The sequence below is a fragment of the Sphaerotilus microaerophilus genome, assembly GCF_023734135.1.
GTDB lineage: Bacteria > Pseudomonadota > Gammaproteobacteria > Burkholderiales > Burkholderiaceae_C > Sphaerotilus > Sphaerotilus microaerophilus.
This window is the reverse complement of record NZ_AP025730.1, coordinates 4,828,719-4,843,499: the sequence shown is the minus strand read 5'-3', so window position 1 is coordinate 4,843,499 and position 14,781 is coordinate 4,828,719. Positions and strand designations below refer to the sequence as shown.

The 14,781-nt window shown below is 70.0% G+C and carries 19 protein-coding genes; 3 read left to right on the top strand and 16 right to left on the bottom strand.

Annotated elements, in window-relative coordinates; genetic code table 11:
- Nucleotides 1-32: 32 nt before the first annotated feature.
- Nucleotides 33-1,496, bottom strand: a complete 1,464-nt coding sequence (tldD, locus tag NGK70_RS20710; RefSeq protein WP_251970365.1) for a metalloprotease TldD — start codon at nucleotides 1,494-1,496, stop codon at nucleotides 33-35.
- 87 nt (nucleotides 1,497-1,583) lie between these two features.
- Here tldD and dinB point away from each other — a divergent pair, with 87 nt between their 5' ends.
- Nucleotides 1,584-2,927, top strand: a complete 1,344-nt coding sequence (gene dinB, locus NGK70_RS20705; RefSeq protein ID WP_251970364.1) for a DNA polymerase IV — start codon at nucleotides 1,584-1,586, stop codon at nucleotides 2,925-2,927.
- Between the two features lie 179 nt (nucleotides 2,928-3,106).
- On the top strand, nucleotides 3,107-4,420 hold the full coding sequence (locus NGK70_RS20700) for an IS1182 family transposase (RefSeq protein WP_251973671.1): 1,314 nt from the start codon (nucleotides 3,107-3,109) through the stop codon (nucleotides 4,418-4,420).
- Nucleotides 4,421-4,585: 165 nt separating this feature from the next.
- On the opposite strand, the gene NGK70_RS20695 is transcribed toward NGK70_RS20700, so the two are convergent.
- On the bottom strand, nucleotides 4,586-5,017 hold the full coding sequence (locus NGK70_RS20695; protein ID WP_251970363.1) for a YbaN family protein: 432 nt from the start codon (nucleotides 5,015-5,017) through the stop codon (nucleotides 4,586-4,588).
- 99 nt (nucleotides 5,018-5,116) lie between these two features.
- On the opposite strand from NGK70_RS20695, the gene NGK70_RS20690 reads away from it, so the two are divergent.
- Nucleotides 5,117-6,115, top strand: a complete 999-nt coding sequence (locus NGK70_RS20690; protein WP_251970362.1) for an AEC family transporter — start codon at nucleotides 5,117-5,119, stop codon at nucleotides 6,113-6,115.
- A 299-nt stretch (nucleotides 6,116-6,414) separates the two neighbouring features.
- On the opposite strand, the gene NGK70_RS20685 is transcribed toward NGK70_RS20690, so the two are convergent.
- The 14 genes from NGK70_RS20685 to NGK70_RS20620 all read right to left on the bottom strand — a co-directional run bounded on the left by NGK70_RS20685 (nucleotide 6,415) and on the right by NGK70_RS20620 (nucleotide 14,708).
- Nucleotides 6,415-6,984, bottom strand: a complete 570-nt coding sequence (locus NGK70_RS20685) for a hypothetical protein (protein WP_251970361.1) — start codon at nucleotides 6,982-6,984, stop codon at nucleotides 6,415-6,417.
- A 64-nt stretch (nucleotides 6,985-7,048) separates the two neighbouring features.
- The gene (locus tag NGK70_RS20680) at nucleotides 7,049-7,774 is read right to left on the bottom strand and encodes a hypothetical protein (RefSeq protein WP_251970360.1); all 726 of its coding nucleotides are present in this window, start codon (nucleotides 7,772-7,774) and stop codon (nucleotides 7,049-7,051) included.
- A 153-nt stretch (nucleotides 7,775-7,927) separates the two neighbouring features.
- Entirely contained in the window at nucleotides 7,928-8,212 is a 285-nt protein-coding gene (locus NGK70_RS20675; protein WP_251970359.1) for a hypothetical protein, read from the bottom strand.
- Nucleotides 8,209-8,481, bottom strand: a complete 273-nt coding sequence (locus NGK70_RS20670) for a hypothetical protein (RefSeq protein ID WP_251970358.1) — start codon at nucleotides 8,479-8,481, stop codon at nucleotides 8,209-8,211. The genes NGK70_RS20675 and NGK70_RS20670 overlap by 4 nt, the downstream gene beginning before the upstream one ends.
- 2 nt (nucleotides 8,482-8,483) lie before the next feature.
- Nucleotides 8,484-8,882 carry a hypothetical protein gene (locus NGK70_RS20665; RefSeq protein ID WP_251970357.1) on the bottom strand — a complete coding sequence of 133 codons (399 nt, stop codon included), beginning with the start codon at nucleotides 8,880-8,882 and terminating at the stop codon, nucleotides 8,484-8,486.
- Nucleotides 8,883-9,146: 264 nt separating this feature from the next.
- Complete coding sequence (locus tag NGK70_RS20660) at nucleotides 9,147-11,015, bottom strand: DUF927 domain-containing protein (RefSeq protein ID WP_251970356.1); 1,869 nt, start codon at nucleotides 11,013-11,015, stop codon at nucleotides 9,147-9,149.
- Nucleotides 11,008-11,997: a DUF7146 domain-containing protein gene (locus NGK70_RS20655; protein WP_251970355.1), complete on the bottom strand. Its 990-nt coding sequence runs from the start codon at nucleotides 11,995-11,997 to the stop codon at nucleotides 11,008-11,010. Before NGK70_RS20655 ends, NGK70_RS20660 begins: the two co-directional genes overlap by 8 nt.
- Nucleotides 11,994-12,377: a hypothetical protein gene (locus NGK70_RS20650; protein WP_251970354.1), complete on the bottom strand. Its 384-nt coding sequence runs from the start codon at nucleotides 12,375-12,377 to the stop codon at nucleotides 11,994-11,996. The genes NGK70_RS20655 and NGK70_RS20650 overlap by 4 nt, the downstream gene beginning before the upstream one ends.
- Before the next feature lie 2 nt (nucleotides 12,378-12,379).
- The gene (locus NGK70_RS20645) at nucleotides 12,380-12,706 is read right to left on the bottom strand and encodes a hypothetical protein (protein ID WP_251970353.1); all 327 of its coding nucleotides are present in this window, start codon (nucleotides 12,704-12,706) and stop codon (nucleotides 12,380-12,382) included.
- The gene (locus NGK70_RS20640; RefSeq protein WP_251970352.1) at nucleotides 12,703-13,056 is read right to left on the bottom strand and encodes a hypothetical protein; all 354 of its coding nucleotides are present in this window, start codon (nucleotides 13,054-13,056) and stop codon (nucleotides 12,703-12,705) included. The genes NGK70_RS20645 and NGK70_RS20640 overlap by 4 nt, the downstream gene beginning before the upstream one ends.
- Nucleotides 13,053-13,250: a hypothetical protein gene (locus NGK70_RS20635; RefSeq protein ID WP_251970351.1), complete on the bottom strand. Its 198-nt coding sequence runs from the start codon at nucleotides 13,248-13,250 to the stop codon at nucleotides 13,053-13,055. Before NGK70_RS20635 ends, NGK70_RS20640 begins: the two co-directional genes overlap by 4 nt.
- A 248-nt stretch (nucleotides 13,251-13,498) precedes the next feature.
- The gene (locus NGK70_RS20630) at nucleotides 13,499-13,876 is read right to left on the bottom strand and encodes a hypothetical protein (protein ID WP_251970350.1); all 378 of its coding nucleotides are present in this window, start codon (nucleotides 13,874-13,876) and stop codon (nucleotides 13,499-13,501) included.
- Between the two features lie 10 nt (nucleotides 13,877-13,886).
- A complete protein-coding gene (locus NGK70_RS20625) occupies nucleotides 13,887-14,141 on the bottom strand; it encodes a helix-turn-helix transcriptional regulator (RefSeq protein ID WP_251970349.1) in 255 nt (84 codons plus the stop codon).
- A 27-nt stretch (nucleotides 14,142-14,168) separates the two neighbouring features.
- Entirely contained in the window at nucleotides 14,169-14,708 is a 540-nt protein-coding gene (locus NGK70_RS20620) for a hypothetical protein (RefSeq protein ID WP_251970348.1), read from the bottom strand.
- Between the last annotated feature and the right edge of the window lie 73 nt (nucleotides 14,709-14,781).

The window sequence follows — 14,781 nt, the reverse complement described above, 5'->3', positions numbered from 1 at the left end:
GCGGTGCGGCAGACGTCGGATCCGGGCGCGCCTCAGGCGGTGCCGCCCACCGTCAGGCCGTCGATGCGCAGTGTCGGCTGGCCCACGCCCACCGGCACGCTCTGGCCCTCCTTGCCGCACACGCCCACGCCGGAGTCGAGCTCCAGATCGCGGCCGATCATCGTGACGCGCTGCATCGCCTCCGGCCCGTTGCCGATCAGCGTGGCGCCCTTGACGGGGTAGAGGATCTGGCCCTTCTCGACCCAGAAGGCCTCGCTGGCCGAGAAGACGAACTTGCCGCTGGTGATGTCCACCTGCCCGCCGCCGAAGTTGGTGGCGTACAGGCCGCGGTCGATCGAGGCGATGATCTCCTGCGGGTCCCGGTCGCCGGCGAGCATGTAGGTGTTGGTCATGCGCGGCATCGGCACGTGCGCGTAGCTCTCGCGCCGGGCGTTGCCGGTGGGGGCCACCTTCATCAGCCGGGCGTTGAGCGAGTCCTGCAGGTAGCCCTTGAGGATGCCGTCCTCGATCAGCACGTTGCGCTGGCTGGGGCAGCCCTCGTCGTCGATGTTGAGCGAGCCGCGCCGGTCGGCGATGGTGCCATCGTCCAGCACCGTCACGCCCTTGGCAGCGACGCGCTCGCCGATGCGCCCGGCGAAGGTGCTGGAGCCCTTGCGGTTGAAGTCACCCTCCAGGCCGTGGCCCACGGCCTCGTGCAGCAGCACGCCCGGCCAGCCAGGGCCCACCACCACCGTCATCTCGCCGGCCGGTGCCGGGCGGCTTTCCAGGTTGGTGAGCGCCGACTTGACCGCCCGGTCGACGTAGCCCTCCAGCATCGCGTCATCGAAGTAGGCAAAGCCGAAGCGCCCGCCGCCGCCCGAGGAGCCCACCTCGCGGCGGCCGTCCTGCTCGGCGATCACGGTCACCGACACGCGCACCAGCGGGCGCACGTCGGCGGCCAGCGTGCCGTCGGCGCGGGCGATCAGCACGACGTCGTACTCGCCGGCCAGGCCGGCCATCACCTGCACGACGCGCGGGTCCTTGGCGCGGGCCAGCTTCTCGACCTTCTCCAGCAGCGCCACCTTCTGCGTGCTGTCGAGCGTGGCGATCGGGTCCAGGCTGCCGTACAGCGCCCTGCTGGGCGCCACCTGGCGGGGCGTGTCGATCTTCACGCGCCGGCTCTGCCCGGCCGCAGCGATGCTGCGCACCGTGCGGGCGGCGTCGAACAGTGCGGCCTCGGAGATGTCGTCCGAGTAGGCGAAGGCAGTCTTCTCGCCGGCCACCGCGCGCACGCCCACGCCCTGGTCGATGCTGAAGCTGCCGCTCTTGACGATGCCTTCCTCCAGGCTCCAGCCCTCGCTGCGGGTGTACTGGAAGTACAGGTCGGCATCGTGCACGCGGTGCGCCGCCATCAGGTTGAGCGCCTGGGTCAGGGTGGACTCCTGCAGGCCGTAGGGCTCCAGCAGCAGTTGGCGGGCCGTGGCCAGGCGTTCGAGGGTGGGTTCGCGGGCAATCATGGACTGATTCTAGGCAGGCCGGGCGCCGGCTGCGGCCGAGGTGGTTTCCATCTGTTGGGCAGGGAGCGGCGGGTCGACAATCCGGGCATGGCCGACCCCGACCGTCCGATGGGCTGTTCGCCAGGCCGTTCGCCGCAGCGCCTGATCGCCCACCTCGACATGGATGCGTTCTACGCCTCCGTGGAGTTGCTGCGCCGCCCGGAGTTGCGCGGCCTGCCCGTGGTGGTGGGCGGGCGGCGCGCCGCCGGCCAGGCCACACCCGAGGGCGACTGGCCGCGCCTGCGCGACTACACCGGCCGCGGCGTGATCACCACCGCCACCTACGAGGCCCGCGCGATGGGGGTGCACTCCGGCATGGGGTTGATGAAGGCCGCCGCGCTGGCGCCCAACGCCATCCTGCTGCCGGCCGACTTCGACGAGTACCGCCGCCTGTCGCGCCGCTTCAAGGCGGCGGTGGCCGAGCTCGCGCCGGTGATCGAGGACCGCGGCATCGACGAGATCTACATCGACCTGAGCGAGGTGCCCGGGGCGCGCGATGCGGTCGGCTTCGACCCCCTGGGGGGCGCCCGGGCGCTGGCGCAGGAGCTCAAGAACAACGTGCGCCGCGCCACCGGGCTGAGCTGCTCGGTCGGCCTGGCGCCCAACAAGCTGCTGGCCAAGATCTGCAGCGACCTGGACAAGCCCGACGGCCTGACCGTGGTGATGGCCGAGGACGTGCCCAGCCGCATCTGGCCTCTGCCCGTGCGACGCATCAACGGCGTCGGCCCCAAGGCGGCGGCGCGGCTGGAGGCGCTGGGCGTGCACACCGTGGGCGAGCTGGCCACCTGGCCGCAGGCTGACCTGGTGGCGGAATTCGGCGCCGCCCACGGCCACTGGCTGCACGAGGCCGCGCAGGGCCACGATGAGCGCCCGGTGGTGACCGAGAGTGAGCCGGTGTCGATCAGCCGTGAGACGACCTTCGAGCGCGACCTGCATCCGCGCAGCGATCGGCCGGAGCTGGGCCGGATCTTCACCTGGCTGTGCGAGAGGGTGGCCGAGGACCTGCAGCGCAAGGGCTACGCCGGGCGCACCATCGGCATCAAGCTGCGTTTCGACGATTTCCGCACCGTCACGCGTGACCACACCGTCGAGCAGCCGACCCAGGATGGCGCGGCCATCCGCGAGGCGGCGGGGCAGTGCCTCAAGCGGGTCAACCTGAGCCGGCGGCTGCGCCTGCTGGGGGCGCGCGTGGGCAGCCTGGTGCGGCTGGGGCGCGATGGCCTCCCGTTGGCAGCGCCCCGGGCACCTCAAGCACCCGCACGCCCTCCGACCCTGGCGAGCTCGGAACGCGTGGTCTCGCCGACCGGCTCGGTGGCCACCGCGGCCCGGCGGGCGGCTGTCATGGACGAGCAGACCCTGCCGCTGTTCCCGGAGGCGGAGGACGCGGCCTGATCCGTGGGGCCTCAGAAGGTGTGAACGAACGTTGGGTCTGAATCGTTAAGCGGGGCATGAGCGCAGCGACGACAAGACCGGAAGAAGAACAACAGGCCCAAACGGGGCTGTTCGGCGAAGGGGAGCTGCTCGAGGTGGCTGCGCAGCAGCCCAGGCAAGAGGCACCGCGCGCCGCGCGGGTGATGTCGGCACAGCGCGATCAGGTCGAATTGCGAGCGTGCGATCTGGATTCGGTACTGGCAGATGACCATGCGGCGCGCACCGTGTGGGCCTTCGTGCAGTCGCTGGACCTGGCGCCGCTGTATGCGCGCATCAAGTCGGTGGACGGGCGCGGGGGCGCGCCGGCCATCGATCCGGCGATCCTGGTGGCACTGTGGCTATGGGCCACCATCGACGGGGTGGGCTCGGCGCGCGAAGTCGACCGGCTGTGCGAGCGCGACGATGCCTACCGCTGGATCTGCGGCGGCGTGGGGGTGAACTACCACTCGCTGGCGGACTTTCGGACCCAGCACGAGGCGTGGCTGGATGCGCAGCTCACGCGCTCGATTGCCGCACTGCTCGATCGCCGGCTGGTCACGCTCAACGTGGTGGCGCAGGACGGACTGCGCGTGCGTGCCTCGGCCAAGGCGTCGAGCTTTCGTCGGCGCGACAAGCTCGCGCAACTGCATGCCCAGGCCCAGGCGCAGGTCCAGGCCCTCAAGCGCGAACTGGCCGAGGACGCCGGGGCCAGTTCGCGGCGCAAGCAGGCCGCCCAGGAACGCGCGGCACGTGAGCGCGAGCAGCGCCTGGCTGCCGCGCTGGCGACGATGGAGCGGATCAAGCCGGCGGCCGAGCCCAAGAAGGCCAAGCCCTCCAAACGACGCGGGCGCGACCACGACGGCGATCCTCCCGCGCCGCCCGCCCCCGAACCCAAGGTGCCGCCCGAGCCGCGCGTGAGCAGCACCGACGCCGATGCGCGCGTCATGAAGATGGCCGACGGGGGCTTCCGCCCGGCCTTCAACGCCCAACTGGCTGTCGATGCGGCAACGCAGCTCATTGCCGCCGTGGACTTGGTCAACAGCGGCTCGGACATGGGGCAGATGGACCCCCTGCATCAGGCCGTGCAGCAGCGCTACGGCCTCACGCCCGACCATTGGCTGGCCGATGGCGGCTACACCAAGCTGGCCGCCATTGATGCGCTCACCGAGCGCGGCACGCAGCCCGTGCTGCCCGCTGCGCGCAGCCGCAACCCCGATATCAATGCACTGGCGCCCAAGCCCTCGGATTCCCCGGCGCAAGCCCAGTGGCGCAGCCTCATGGCCAGCCACTGGGGCAAGGACCTGTACGTCTGGCGCGGTGCCAGCGTGGAGTGCGCCAACGCGCAGCTGCGACGGCGCGGCTTCACGCGCCTGAACGTGTGCGGCCTGGTCAAGGCGCGTGCGGTGCTGCTCTGGCACGCCCTGGCGCACAACCTGATGCGCATGCGAAGCCTGAATTTCGCCTTCATGGCCTGATCTGGCCGCCCAGCAGCACCTGCGCGGCGCGCCAGCCCTGGCTGCCGCGCGCACCCACACGCCCAGCGCGCGCTGCCCACCGCCGTCCGCGCCGCACCGCCCATCTCGCGAAGGCCACGTCTTGCCTGCGTCGGGCTTGCCTCTCTGTGGTTCGTTCACGGCTTCTCAGTCGACGATGCGCCGAGGCTCGGCGGCCGACGATGCAGCCGGTGCGGCATCCAGCCCGGTCCGGCTGGTGGGCAGGCGCCACATCCAGATCGCCACCATCGTGCAGCACAGCGCTGGCAGCCAGTGAAGCCGCGGCAGCGACAGCCAGGCGGAGACCGAGCCGAACGTCATCATCCCGATGGCGAACTGCTTGGCCCGCAGCGGCACCGCGTGGTGGGCGCGCCACTCGCGCACCATCGGGCCAAAGCGCGGGTGCGAGACCAGCCAGCGTTCGCAGCGGCTGCTGCCGCGCGAGAAGCAGGCCGCCGCCAGCAGCACGAAGGGCGTGGTGGGCAGCAGCGGCACGAAGATGCCGACGATGCCCAGCACCAGGCTGATCAGGCCGGCGATCAGCCAGGGCAGGCGGCGCCAACGGGCGGGATGTCGCATCGCAGGGCAATGTGGTCAGGGGGAGGACTCTGGGTGGTGAGCGCAGGGGCTGGGGCGAGTCGCTCCCAGCGCGGACCGAGCGGGTATTCTCGCCCGCCCATGCTGAACATCTTTGAAGTCACTTTCCCGTTCTTCGCCCTCGTGCTCTGCGGTTACCTGGTGACGCGGCGTGGCTGGCTGGCGATGGAGGCGATCCCGGCACTGAACGTCTTCGTGCTGTATTTCGCGCTGCCGTGCATGCTGTACCGCTTCGGCGCTGCCACGCCGATCGCCAAGCTGCTCGACGCGACGGTCTTCGGCATCTGGCTGCTGTGTGCGCTGCTGCTGATCGTCTTCACCATGGCCAGCACCCGGCGCGCAGGCTGGAACGATGGTGCCTTCGGCGCGCTGGTGGCCGTGTTCCCGAACTCCGGCTTCATGGGCGTACCGCTGCTGGCCGGCCTGCTGGGGCCGCAGGCCGCTGCGCCGGTGATCGTGGCACTGGTGGTGGACATGGTGGTCACCACGTCGTTGTGTATTGCCCTCTCGCGCCTGGGCAGCGCGCAGGACCATGGGGTGCGCCGGGCACTGGCCGGTGCGCTCAAGGGCATGGCGGTGAACCCTCTGCCCTGGGCCGTGGCACTGGGCTGCGCAGTGTCCGCTGGGGGCTGGGCACTGCCGAACGTGCTGATGAAACCCGTTTCGATGCTGGCCGATGCGGCCACGCCGGTGGCGCTGTTCACACTGGGGGCCGTCCTGGCGCGCGCGCAGCGCCAGTCTGCGCTTCAGCGGGGCAGTGCTGGGGGTGCTGGCGCCAGTGCCGGGATGCGGCGCCGCAGCGATGTCCCGTTGGTGGCCGTCTGCAAGCTGTTCCTGCACCCGTTGCTGGTGCTGGCAATGGGCCACCTGGCCATGGGGCAGGGCTTGGCGATCGATGCGTTCACGGTGAACGTGCTCGCCCTGCTGGCCGCCCTGCCCAGCGCGAGCAACGTGACGATGCTGGCCGAGCGCTATGGGGCCGATGCGGGCCGCATCGCGCGCATCGTGCTGGTCACCACGGGCTTTGCGTTCCTCACCTTCTCGGGCGCCGTGGCGCTGCTGGCGCCAGCGGTGAAGTGAGTCCGCGATTTGGGGTCTGCACAGGGCCTGTTCCCCCGGTCCGGGTGCGCTGTCCAGCGTGGACGTGACTGGACGTGACATGAAAAAAGCCCCTAGAGCGTTGATTTCTCTAGGGGCTTGCGCGGTCGTGGGTCTTTGTGACGCTTGTCCGAACCACACTTCGACCTGCAACCCGCATGGATGCTTGGTCCGTGCCGTGTGGATTTCGGTTTGTTCCCCCATTTGTTCCCCCGGTCTGCCTTCGGTACCCCCGCTTTCGAGGCTCGCCGGCCCTACTCGTGGCGCTGGGCGGCGCAGCCTCAGACGATCCCGAACTTCTCCGCGATCCCAGCCATGCACCGCTGCGCGTGGGCATCGTGTTCGAGCCGCAGACGCCAGTACGTGCGCCAGTGCATGCCCTTCGGCTTGGTGCCGCTGCCGTTCAGGATTCCGGGATGCCATCCCAGCCGGGCGCGCAGTGTGTCGGCCCGCCGGCCTGCGCGGTCGCTGTGGGTCTCGCGCTGGCACCGGTAGGCCAGGCGGTAGCAGTGCCGGCACGCGGGGCCAGATCCGCCGATGTACAGCACGGCCACGCGCCTACCGCAGCACGGGCACAGCCACCACGCGCGCCCCCCGCCGAAGTTGCACGCCGTCCGGTCGAGTTGCACGGGGAAGCTCATCGGCCGCCACTCGCCGCCACGCTCGCTCATCCGGTAGCCCAGGGTCACGCGGTCGGCACCCGCCGTCAGGTTGACCGTCGCCACGGTCTGCCCCCGGCGGGACCAGTTCAGCGCCCCGGTGTAGCCGGGCGTCAGCATCCCGTCGCGCTGTAGCTGGCGCACGTCGAGCGCCAGCAGGTCCTCCGTGCAGTCTTTGCTGAAGCGAGCCATGCACTACTCCCGTGAGTGAGCATCCGAAATCATCAGGCAACTTATGAAACCTGCGGACGCTCGATCATTGCGATGCCGGCCCGATGGTGAACTGAACCCTCCCTCCGCCTGCGTCCACGCCCGACCCGGTCGAGCCCTTCCCGGCCCCCAGCGCCTGGAACGTGCCCGCCGCGGTGGCTCCGTTCGAGCAAGCGACCGACCACACGCCGCGGCCATCCGCTTGCATCTCGTGCGCCCCGGTGCAGCTACCGCGACCTTCTGGCAGGTCCACCTGAACCGTTCCGCGGCGCCCCTGTTCCACCAAGCGAACCGTGCCCGAGAGCAGGCCGCCCTGGGCGTCCCACTGCACCGCTAGCGGGCGGATTGTGGCAATGGCGACGCTGGCGGGCCGCGCGGCGCCTGCTGGCCTGACCTCGGTGAAGACGACACCGGCATTCGAGGTGTTGGCCTGCCACAGCGCGTCGCCGCAGGCGATTCGGTCGCTTGCCTCGTGGTAGTACACGTTCGACCACACCCCATCGCCAAAGAACTCCGCTTTCGCCCAGCCGGTCAGGGAGGTGAACAGGCGCCGGATCTGCGGCGGTGCGCTGAACTTCAGGTCTCCGCTCGTCTTCTGCAGTGTTGCCCCCTCCGCATACCGGTAATGGATGCACTTTCGCTGCACCGCTTCGGCCACACGGCCGGCGATGCGGGTGTCTTCAGGGCTCAAGGTGCCCGATGTGCGCAGGTCGGTGGCGCACCCCGCGATGGCGGCTGCGAGCACGGGCAGCACCAGATTGATGGTCTTCATGGGACCTCCTTGCCTTGAGGATCCTGCGCGAACTGGAATGACTCTATCCCCCAGAAGTGGGGGCCCTGCAACCTTTTCCACGCACTCGGGCCGTTCACTGCAGCTGCGGGGGCGCTTGTCGGCGATCACCGAAACGCAGCCAGCGCCGACGGGTCAAGCGTCTTCGTGCAGAAACACCATCGGCATCAGGACCGTGGCGCCAGCGGTGGCGGCGGCCTTCGCCTCCGCGTGCCGCCGTCGGGCCTCGGCGCAGGCACGGGCCTCGAAGTCTGCTCGTGCCTCGCCGGGCTGTCGGTGCAGTGCCACGCCCTCAACGCTCGCGCGCTGGGGCTCGGCGTGGTACTTGGCCAGCATGACCACGAAGGGATCCGCCAGCGGCGTTTCTGTCGCGCGCAAGACGGTTTCCAGGGCTTCCAGCCGCTTCATCAAAGTGCTCATGGGCGGTTCTCCAGTGCCTTCAAGCGTTGGTCAATGACCTGGGTCTCGTAGGCCTTGCGCAGCTCGCCAAGGATGTACACCAGCCGGCTGGCTTCCTGGGTATCGAGCGTGCCAGACCGGGCCTCGCGGTACACGCGGGCCATCTCAAGGCGCATTTCGTCAGGCGTCCCCAGCTTGATCGGGTGGTTCCTCACCACCGGCTGGCGCTGGGGGGCAGGGTCCAGCACTTCCACAGCCTGGGCGCGGGGCGTGCGATGTTTCGTCGCCATGCTCAGCCCTCCAGAATCAACGCCTTCGACAGCGTGCGGACGGTGCGGGCGAACAGCGCTTCGCGTTCGGCGCCATCAGCTGGCAGGCTGGGCGAGACCCACACGGCATGCCCGGTTGCCTCATGTCGGGCCAGCAGGCCCGCCGCGGCGTACTCATCCCGCGGCAGGCGCTCCACTGCGTCGCCGATGGCCCGGGACAGCAGCGCCAGCGTCTCGCCCTCGCTGGCTTCCTCGCCGCGGTATCCCTTGGACCGATAGCCTCGGGTGCTCGGGCAGGTTGTTGGGAACCCCAGCCGTGCCCCCTCGTTGTTCTGCTCGAAGCGCCACCACAGGGCCAGCAGTTCGGCCAGGTCTTCGGGCACGTCGGGCGCTGGGCTTGGAAGGCTTTTCAGCTCGTTCATCTCAGCCCCTCCAATCTTTCGGTGTTGCGGGTGTTGCAGGTGTTGCGACAGGGCCCCCCCATAGGGAAACCGGGCCCCGGATGGCTGCAACACCGGGCAAAGGGGCTGGTGTTGCAGGTGTTGCGCTCTGGCGGGCTGCAACACCCGCAACACCTGGGGTCGCATCCGGTGTTGCAGGCTTCGCCGGGCGGTTCTCCCTCTGGGAAAGGGCCTCTGCAACACCCGCAACACCAGCAACACCGGCAGAGTGCGTGATCTCGGTTTTCATGCCTCGGTGCCCTCCCACAGCCGGCCGGTGAAGACGTAGACCCGGGCCGCAGGAATCCCCGGCAGGCGGGTGGATCGGCTCGCCTTGCCGTCCTTGCCCGGCAGGATCACGCCAGCGTCCACCAACATCTTTGCCGCGGCCTTCGCATCGAACCCGGCGCAGACCTCGCGCTTGAACACCTCGGGCAACACCAGGAACTGCCGCCCGCCGTCCTCCCCATCGCGCCAGAAGCCGGCCCGGTTCGGAATGCGCTGCTCTGCCGTGGCGGCGATGTCCTCAAAGCGGCTGGCGCCGTGCGACTCGAAGAAGGCGCGCACCTGGTCGAGAAGGGCGCGGTCTTCCCTTGCGCTCGATCCCCCGAAGCCATCCAGCCAGGACGCGAAGCACTTGCCCACCGCCTCGAAGGCCTCGCCGCCCTGCCAGCCCGTCAGGCCGTAGCCGGTGGCGAGCTCACCAGCAGCCGCCACCAGGCCGAAGCGGCGCGCCACGCGGATCACCTGCCCCGGGGCGTCGGCTCGGGTGTGCGCGGCGACGAACTCGCGCACCAGCTCGCCGGCCTGTTCCGCCAAGATCACTCGGTCGGCCACCACGCGGCGCAGCCACTCGACGCCGACGGCGCCATGCGCTGCGCCCGCCGCGTCCTTCAGCGCCAGCGACAGGGCCGCACCGGTGGGGTGCTGGTGCAGCGTCTCGAAGGCGCCCAGCCCCGCCCCTGCATCGGCTTCGATGTCGGCCAGGCGCACCTCCTGCCCCGCGTTGGAGCGCTTGCCGGCCCGGCTCATCATGGCGCTCAGGGACTCTTCACCCGCGCTCAGAAACAGCAGCCGCCAGCGCGCCGGCTGTCGCGCCATGCCAGCCCGGCTTGCCCGGGTCTTGCCCTGCCCGTTGGCCAGCAGGTAAGCCGCGTCGCCGGCCTCCCGCGGGTCGCACTGGCTCAGCTCGTCGAGGATCAGCAGGCAGTCGCTGTGCACCGCGGCCAGCCCTTCCAGGCCGTTGGCGGTAGTGCGCCACAGGCGCGGGAAGGTCGCCGGGCTGCCCCACACCGACGCAGCCAGCGCCAGCGCGGTGGACTTGCCAGATGACGACTTGCCCCGCAGGTGGAAGCCGCCCGAGTCCTCCCCGATCAGCTGGGCCAGCACCGGGGCGAAGGCGCAGGCGATGGCGAACACCATGCGGCTGTTGCCCTGCGCCAGCGCGGCCACACCATCGCGCCACTGGCTCACCGTGCCGGCCTGGGCGTAGGCGGGTTCCACCGCCGCGGCGCTCTGGAACACCACGGCTTCGGCTTCGGCGCCGATGGCCTCATCGGGCAACACGAACACCGCGCCCATCCAGCCCAGCCGCTCCACACAGCGCGCACGCTCGGCCACCGGCCACACCTGAAGGTAGGTGCTCAGCAGGTCGCGGGCTCGCTTCGATGGCGCCACCTCCAGACCCATGCGCATCAGCTCGCGGCGCACTTCCAGGCCGTCGCCGGCCAGCAGTTCGGCGGGCACCGCCCAGCGGTGCGGGTGGCCGTCGGCGTCGCGCCAATCCAGCAGCCGGCCCCAGTCGGCCGACTTGGCGCCGCGGGTCTTGGCGACGATGCGCAGCGGCGCGCAGATCCACAGCGGGGCCTTCGCGTTGCCGTCCTGGTCGAAGCCGGTGAAGTAGACCCCGGCCGATTCGCCGGCCTGGGGTTGGTCGATCAGCTCGAAGGAGCCGCCGTCGTGGCGGGCCTGGGGTGGTCGGGTGCTCGGCTTGCCGCGGGTCTTGCCGATGGCGTTGGCAGCGTCTGGCGGTGCATCCAGGACCGCCGCGAAGGCACCACCAGCATGGATGCCGGCCAGGGCGTTCAGGTCGGCGGTGACGACGTTCTCATGCATAGGCACTGCCCTCCGTGGTCAGCGGGTCGGGGCACCGGTCGCGGCTGGCCCAGATGTCGCACCAGTCCAGCCCAGGCTGCGACGGGATGGCGCGATGCACGCGCAGGCCGGCCAGCAAGGCGCGTTCGGCCAGGCGTTCCGCCGCTTCCAGGCCGGCCGGGTCGTTGTCGCCACAGATGGCGATGTGACGGGCTTGCAGCGGCCAGCGCCACGCAGCCAGGGCGCCAGCCGAATAGGCGGCCACCACGGGCAGGCCACCGGCCAGCGACGCGGCCAGGGCGGTTTCGATGCCTTCGGCCACGCCGATCAGTCCGTCGGCGGTGGGCTCGCTCAGCCGGATGGAGCCGCCCAGCAGCAGGCCCGCGGCGCGGGTCAGCTTCTTGACCGGTGCGCCATCGGGCAGGCTCGCTTTGCGCCCGCTCGGGTCCAGGTAGGTGCGATGCAGCGCCAGCACATCGCTGGCCGGGCCGGTGAGGCTCGCCACCAGGGCGGGGAAGGTGCCCAGCTTCTGGCCGTCGTGCCAGTAGTCCAGCGCGGGGTGAAAGCGCAGGCAGGCCGGCAGCCGCTCGGGCAGCGCATGCAGCCGGGCGCGCAGGTAGCTGCCCGCCACGTCCTGCGCGGTGATCGGCTGGCAGGCGTCCCACAGCCGGACGTTGCGCTCGGCGTTCTCGGCCCACTGCTGGCGCTGCTGCTCAGCGTGGCGGGCTTCGGCGGCGTGGCGCTCGTGGGCTCGCTGCAGCCGGTCGGCCGGGCTCAGGTAGCCGGGGCGGCCCGCCTGCCAGGTGGTGCTGATGCCTTGGCGCTTGCAGCCGTAGCAGCCGCCGTAGCCGTCGGCGAACCACTTCAGCCAGCCGTCACGGTTGCTGCGCTTGCCGTTGGTCGAGAAGCGGACGAACTCGCCCGGCTGCACCCGGTCGGCGTCGGGGGCCTCGCCCAGTTCGGCGCGCACCGCGGCCAGGAATGCGTGAAGGTGGTCGTTCATCGATGCGCCCCCCGCTTCTTGTTGGCCCATTCAATGGTTTCATCTGCTCTGCCTTGCAGGACGCCACAGATACCGATGCACATGCGCAGCAGTTCGGCCCGGTCGGGCTCGCTGAACATGGGGGCGACGGGGCTGCCGTCTTCTTCCTGGAAGCCACGGTCTATCGCCTCGCGTTCGAACATCCCGAGGATGACGGACACACCGCCGATCAGGTTGCGGGTTGTCTCCACATCGGCGAGGAGTGGATGCAACGGCAGGCTCTCGCCGGGGCGGATGGGGTTCATCCAGCGGAAGGCCTGGAACTGGGGTGCCGGCTCAGCATTCGGCAATGCAGCGGCTTCACCAGCACCCGCGGTGCCGGTCTTCTTGGTGTTGGCCATGGTCAGGCCTCCTTGTGTTCGGTAGGGCTTGCGGCTTGCAGCGTGCTGGCGCTGTGAGGCATCCAGGCGCCACCGGGTCCGCTCCACAGTCCGTGCTGCAGCAGCGTCTTCCAGTGGTGGTCACCGGGCTGGTGGGCGTGCAGCTCAGGCGCGGTGTCGCTCAGCCAGCGGCGGATGATCTCGAAGCCAACGGCCCCGGCCAGCTCGCCGGCCTCACGGTCGCCATGCGCTGCCGGGTTCGCCTGCCCGATGTGCCAGAGCGCGGCCAGGTGGCTGTCGGTGAAGCTGGCCAAGCCTGCCGGGTCAATGTCGAAGGTGACTCGGATCATGCGGCACCTCCCTTCGCCATGTTGAGGGCTTCCAGGACCAGAACTCGGGCGGTCTGCGCGACGCCCAAAAGGCGCGCGCGCGTGCGCAATGCCTGCGGGTGCTCTTCGGGTCGATTGCGGCCACGGGTGGGCAGCGTCACCGGCTCGCGGCAAAGTGCTTCAGCGGTGTCCAGCTTCTGCAAGGCCCCGGGCAGGTCGTCGGCACACAGGCAGGCATGCGCCAGATCCAGCGCGCCGGGGTCGTCATCGGTGCCGACCAGCCCGTCAGATCCAGCATCAAGCCAGCTCGTGTCGTCTAGGTAGTCGCGCAGCAGGTCGCGGGCAAGCCCTCCGTAGTTGATTGCGTTCATGCTGCACCTCCACGGCTCAGGCGGTCGGCGGCGACCAGCTCGAAGGCTCGGGCGCGCAGTTCAGCGCGGCGCAGGGCGCTGGCCACGGCACGGCGGGCCAGGATGCGCGCCAAGCGGGTGCGGAAGGCGTGGGGGAGGCGGTGCGCCTGGGGGGCGCATGCGGCGGCGTGACTGCCGGCTTTGCGGGTCGTCATGGTCTCGGGCTCCTGCAAGAGCACTTGAAGACCACCCGCGCGCCTTACGACGGGCACCGGGTGGGCGGGATGTTCGTAACACGATTGCAGCCGTGCAGCCGTCCTTGCGGATAGGCTCATCCCGCCCGAAACCTGCACAGAATTCGGACGTGACAAAGCCGCACTGTCGGGGCGGCTGACCGCTGCAATCAAGGTGTTACGAGCACCTGCGGCCAGTGTATCGCGCGGTTTTGCGCGGTCAAGCGTGGTCATGCGTGAACCCCCTTCAACAAGGCGTTCACCTTGGCGCGGTCACTCTCTCGCAGCGAGTACACGCCCGGCCGGCAGGGCTCGCCGTCTCGGTCGGTCGCCTTGATGTGCTCGCAGTCGATCACCAGGCCGAAATCGCGGCGCAGAATCATCACCACGTCGGGCGAGTTGCTGGTGCCCGCGGCGCGGTCGAGTTGCTCGCGGGTTTTCGGCCCGTCCAGCAGCGCGGCCAGCAGCCGAGCGCGGCGGGGAGTCAGGCGGCGCGTGGGGGCTGGAATATCAGCGGCGGCGCATGCACAATCGGCGCCGGTCTGCATGTGGGTCGGGTCGCCGTGGTGGGCGTCCCGGCCCTTCTCGTTTCTGGGGTCGGTCTGCATGGCCGGCACCTCAGCCCAGCGAGGTCAAGAAGCGGCGCAGCTCGCCAGCGCGGACGCGGGTGCAGCGGGCCGACAGTCGAAGCAACTTCAGTCGGCCATCTTTGGCGGCGCGGTAGAGGCTCGATTCGCTCAGGCCCGACCAAGCCGACGCGGTGCGCAGGTTCAGCAGCGCGTCGGGGTCGGCGAAGGCCTCAACGGGTTGGACATGAAGGCGCCGGGTCGGAGCCTTCGTGGCGGTTTGTGCGGCTTGGTGCGTCGTGTTCATGGCCCGGATGTTTCCGGGCCGCTCTCACTACGTCACTGACAGGAAGTCGCGGACTTCCTGCGAGTACAAGCCGTTTGCGCGCGTGGCTTCTGCTGCCACCCGGGACAGCACGGGGGCCGCGGTCTGGCGTGTCACACCTTCTGCGACGCCCGACCAGTCGAGCCCGCTGCACTTACGCCAGACTGTCTTAGGGTCACACGGCACCGCGCCCGCCACAATCTCAACGGCGGCGCTCTTGTTGCCGGCTGGTTTTGACAGCAGGTGGACGGCGGCAGATAGCGCCATCGACTCGGTTTCGCGTTCCGGGTTCGGCTTGCGATGTGGTGGGTTGCGTTCGCCACCGAAGAACGCCAACGCATCGTCTGGAGTGAGTCGTTCACCGGGGCCGGTGTCGACGACAGCCATCAAAGCGGTGAGGCCGTCGACCAAGAACGCGCGCAATGCGCCCGACGGCAGTACGCCTCGCGCGAGGGCGTCGGCACCCAGCGCCAGCGCTACGCGCCGGGCGGCCATGTCGCCAGTAGCGGCACGGCGCAGTGTCACGCGCTCGAATTCGTCGATGTCCATGCATGCCCCCATGCATCCCCATCGATGAGTGCCGCGCCGGCCAGGTGGGGCGCCTGGTGTTCGGGGATCAGCC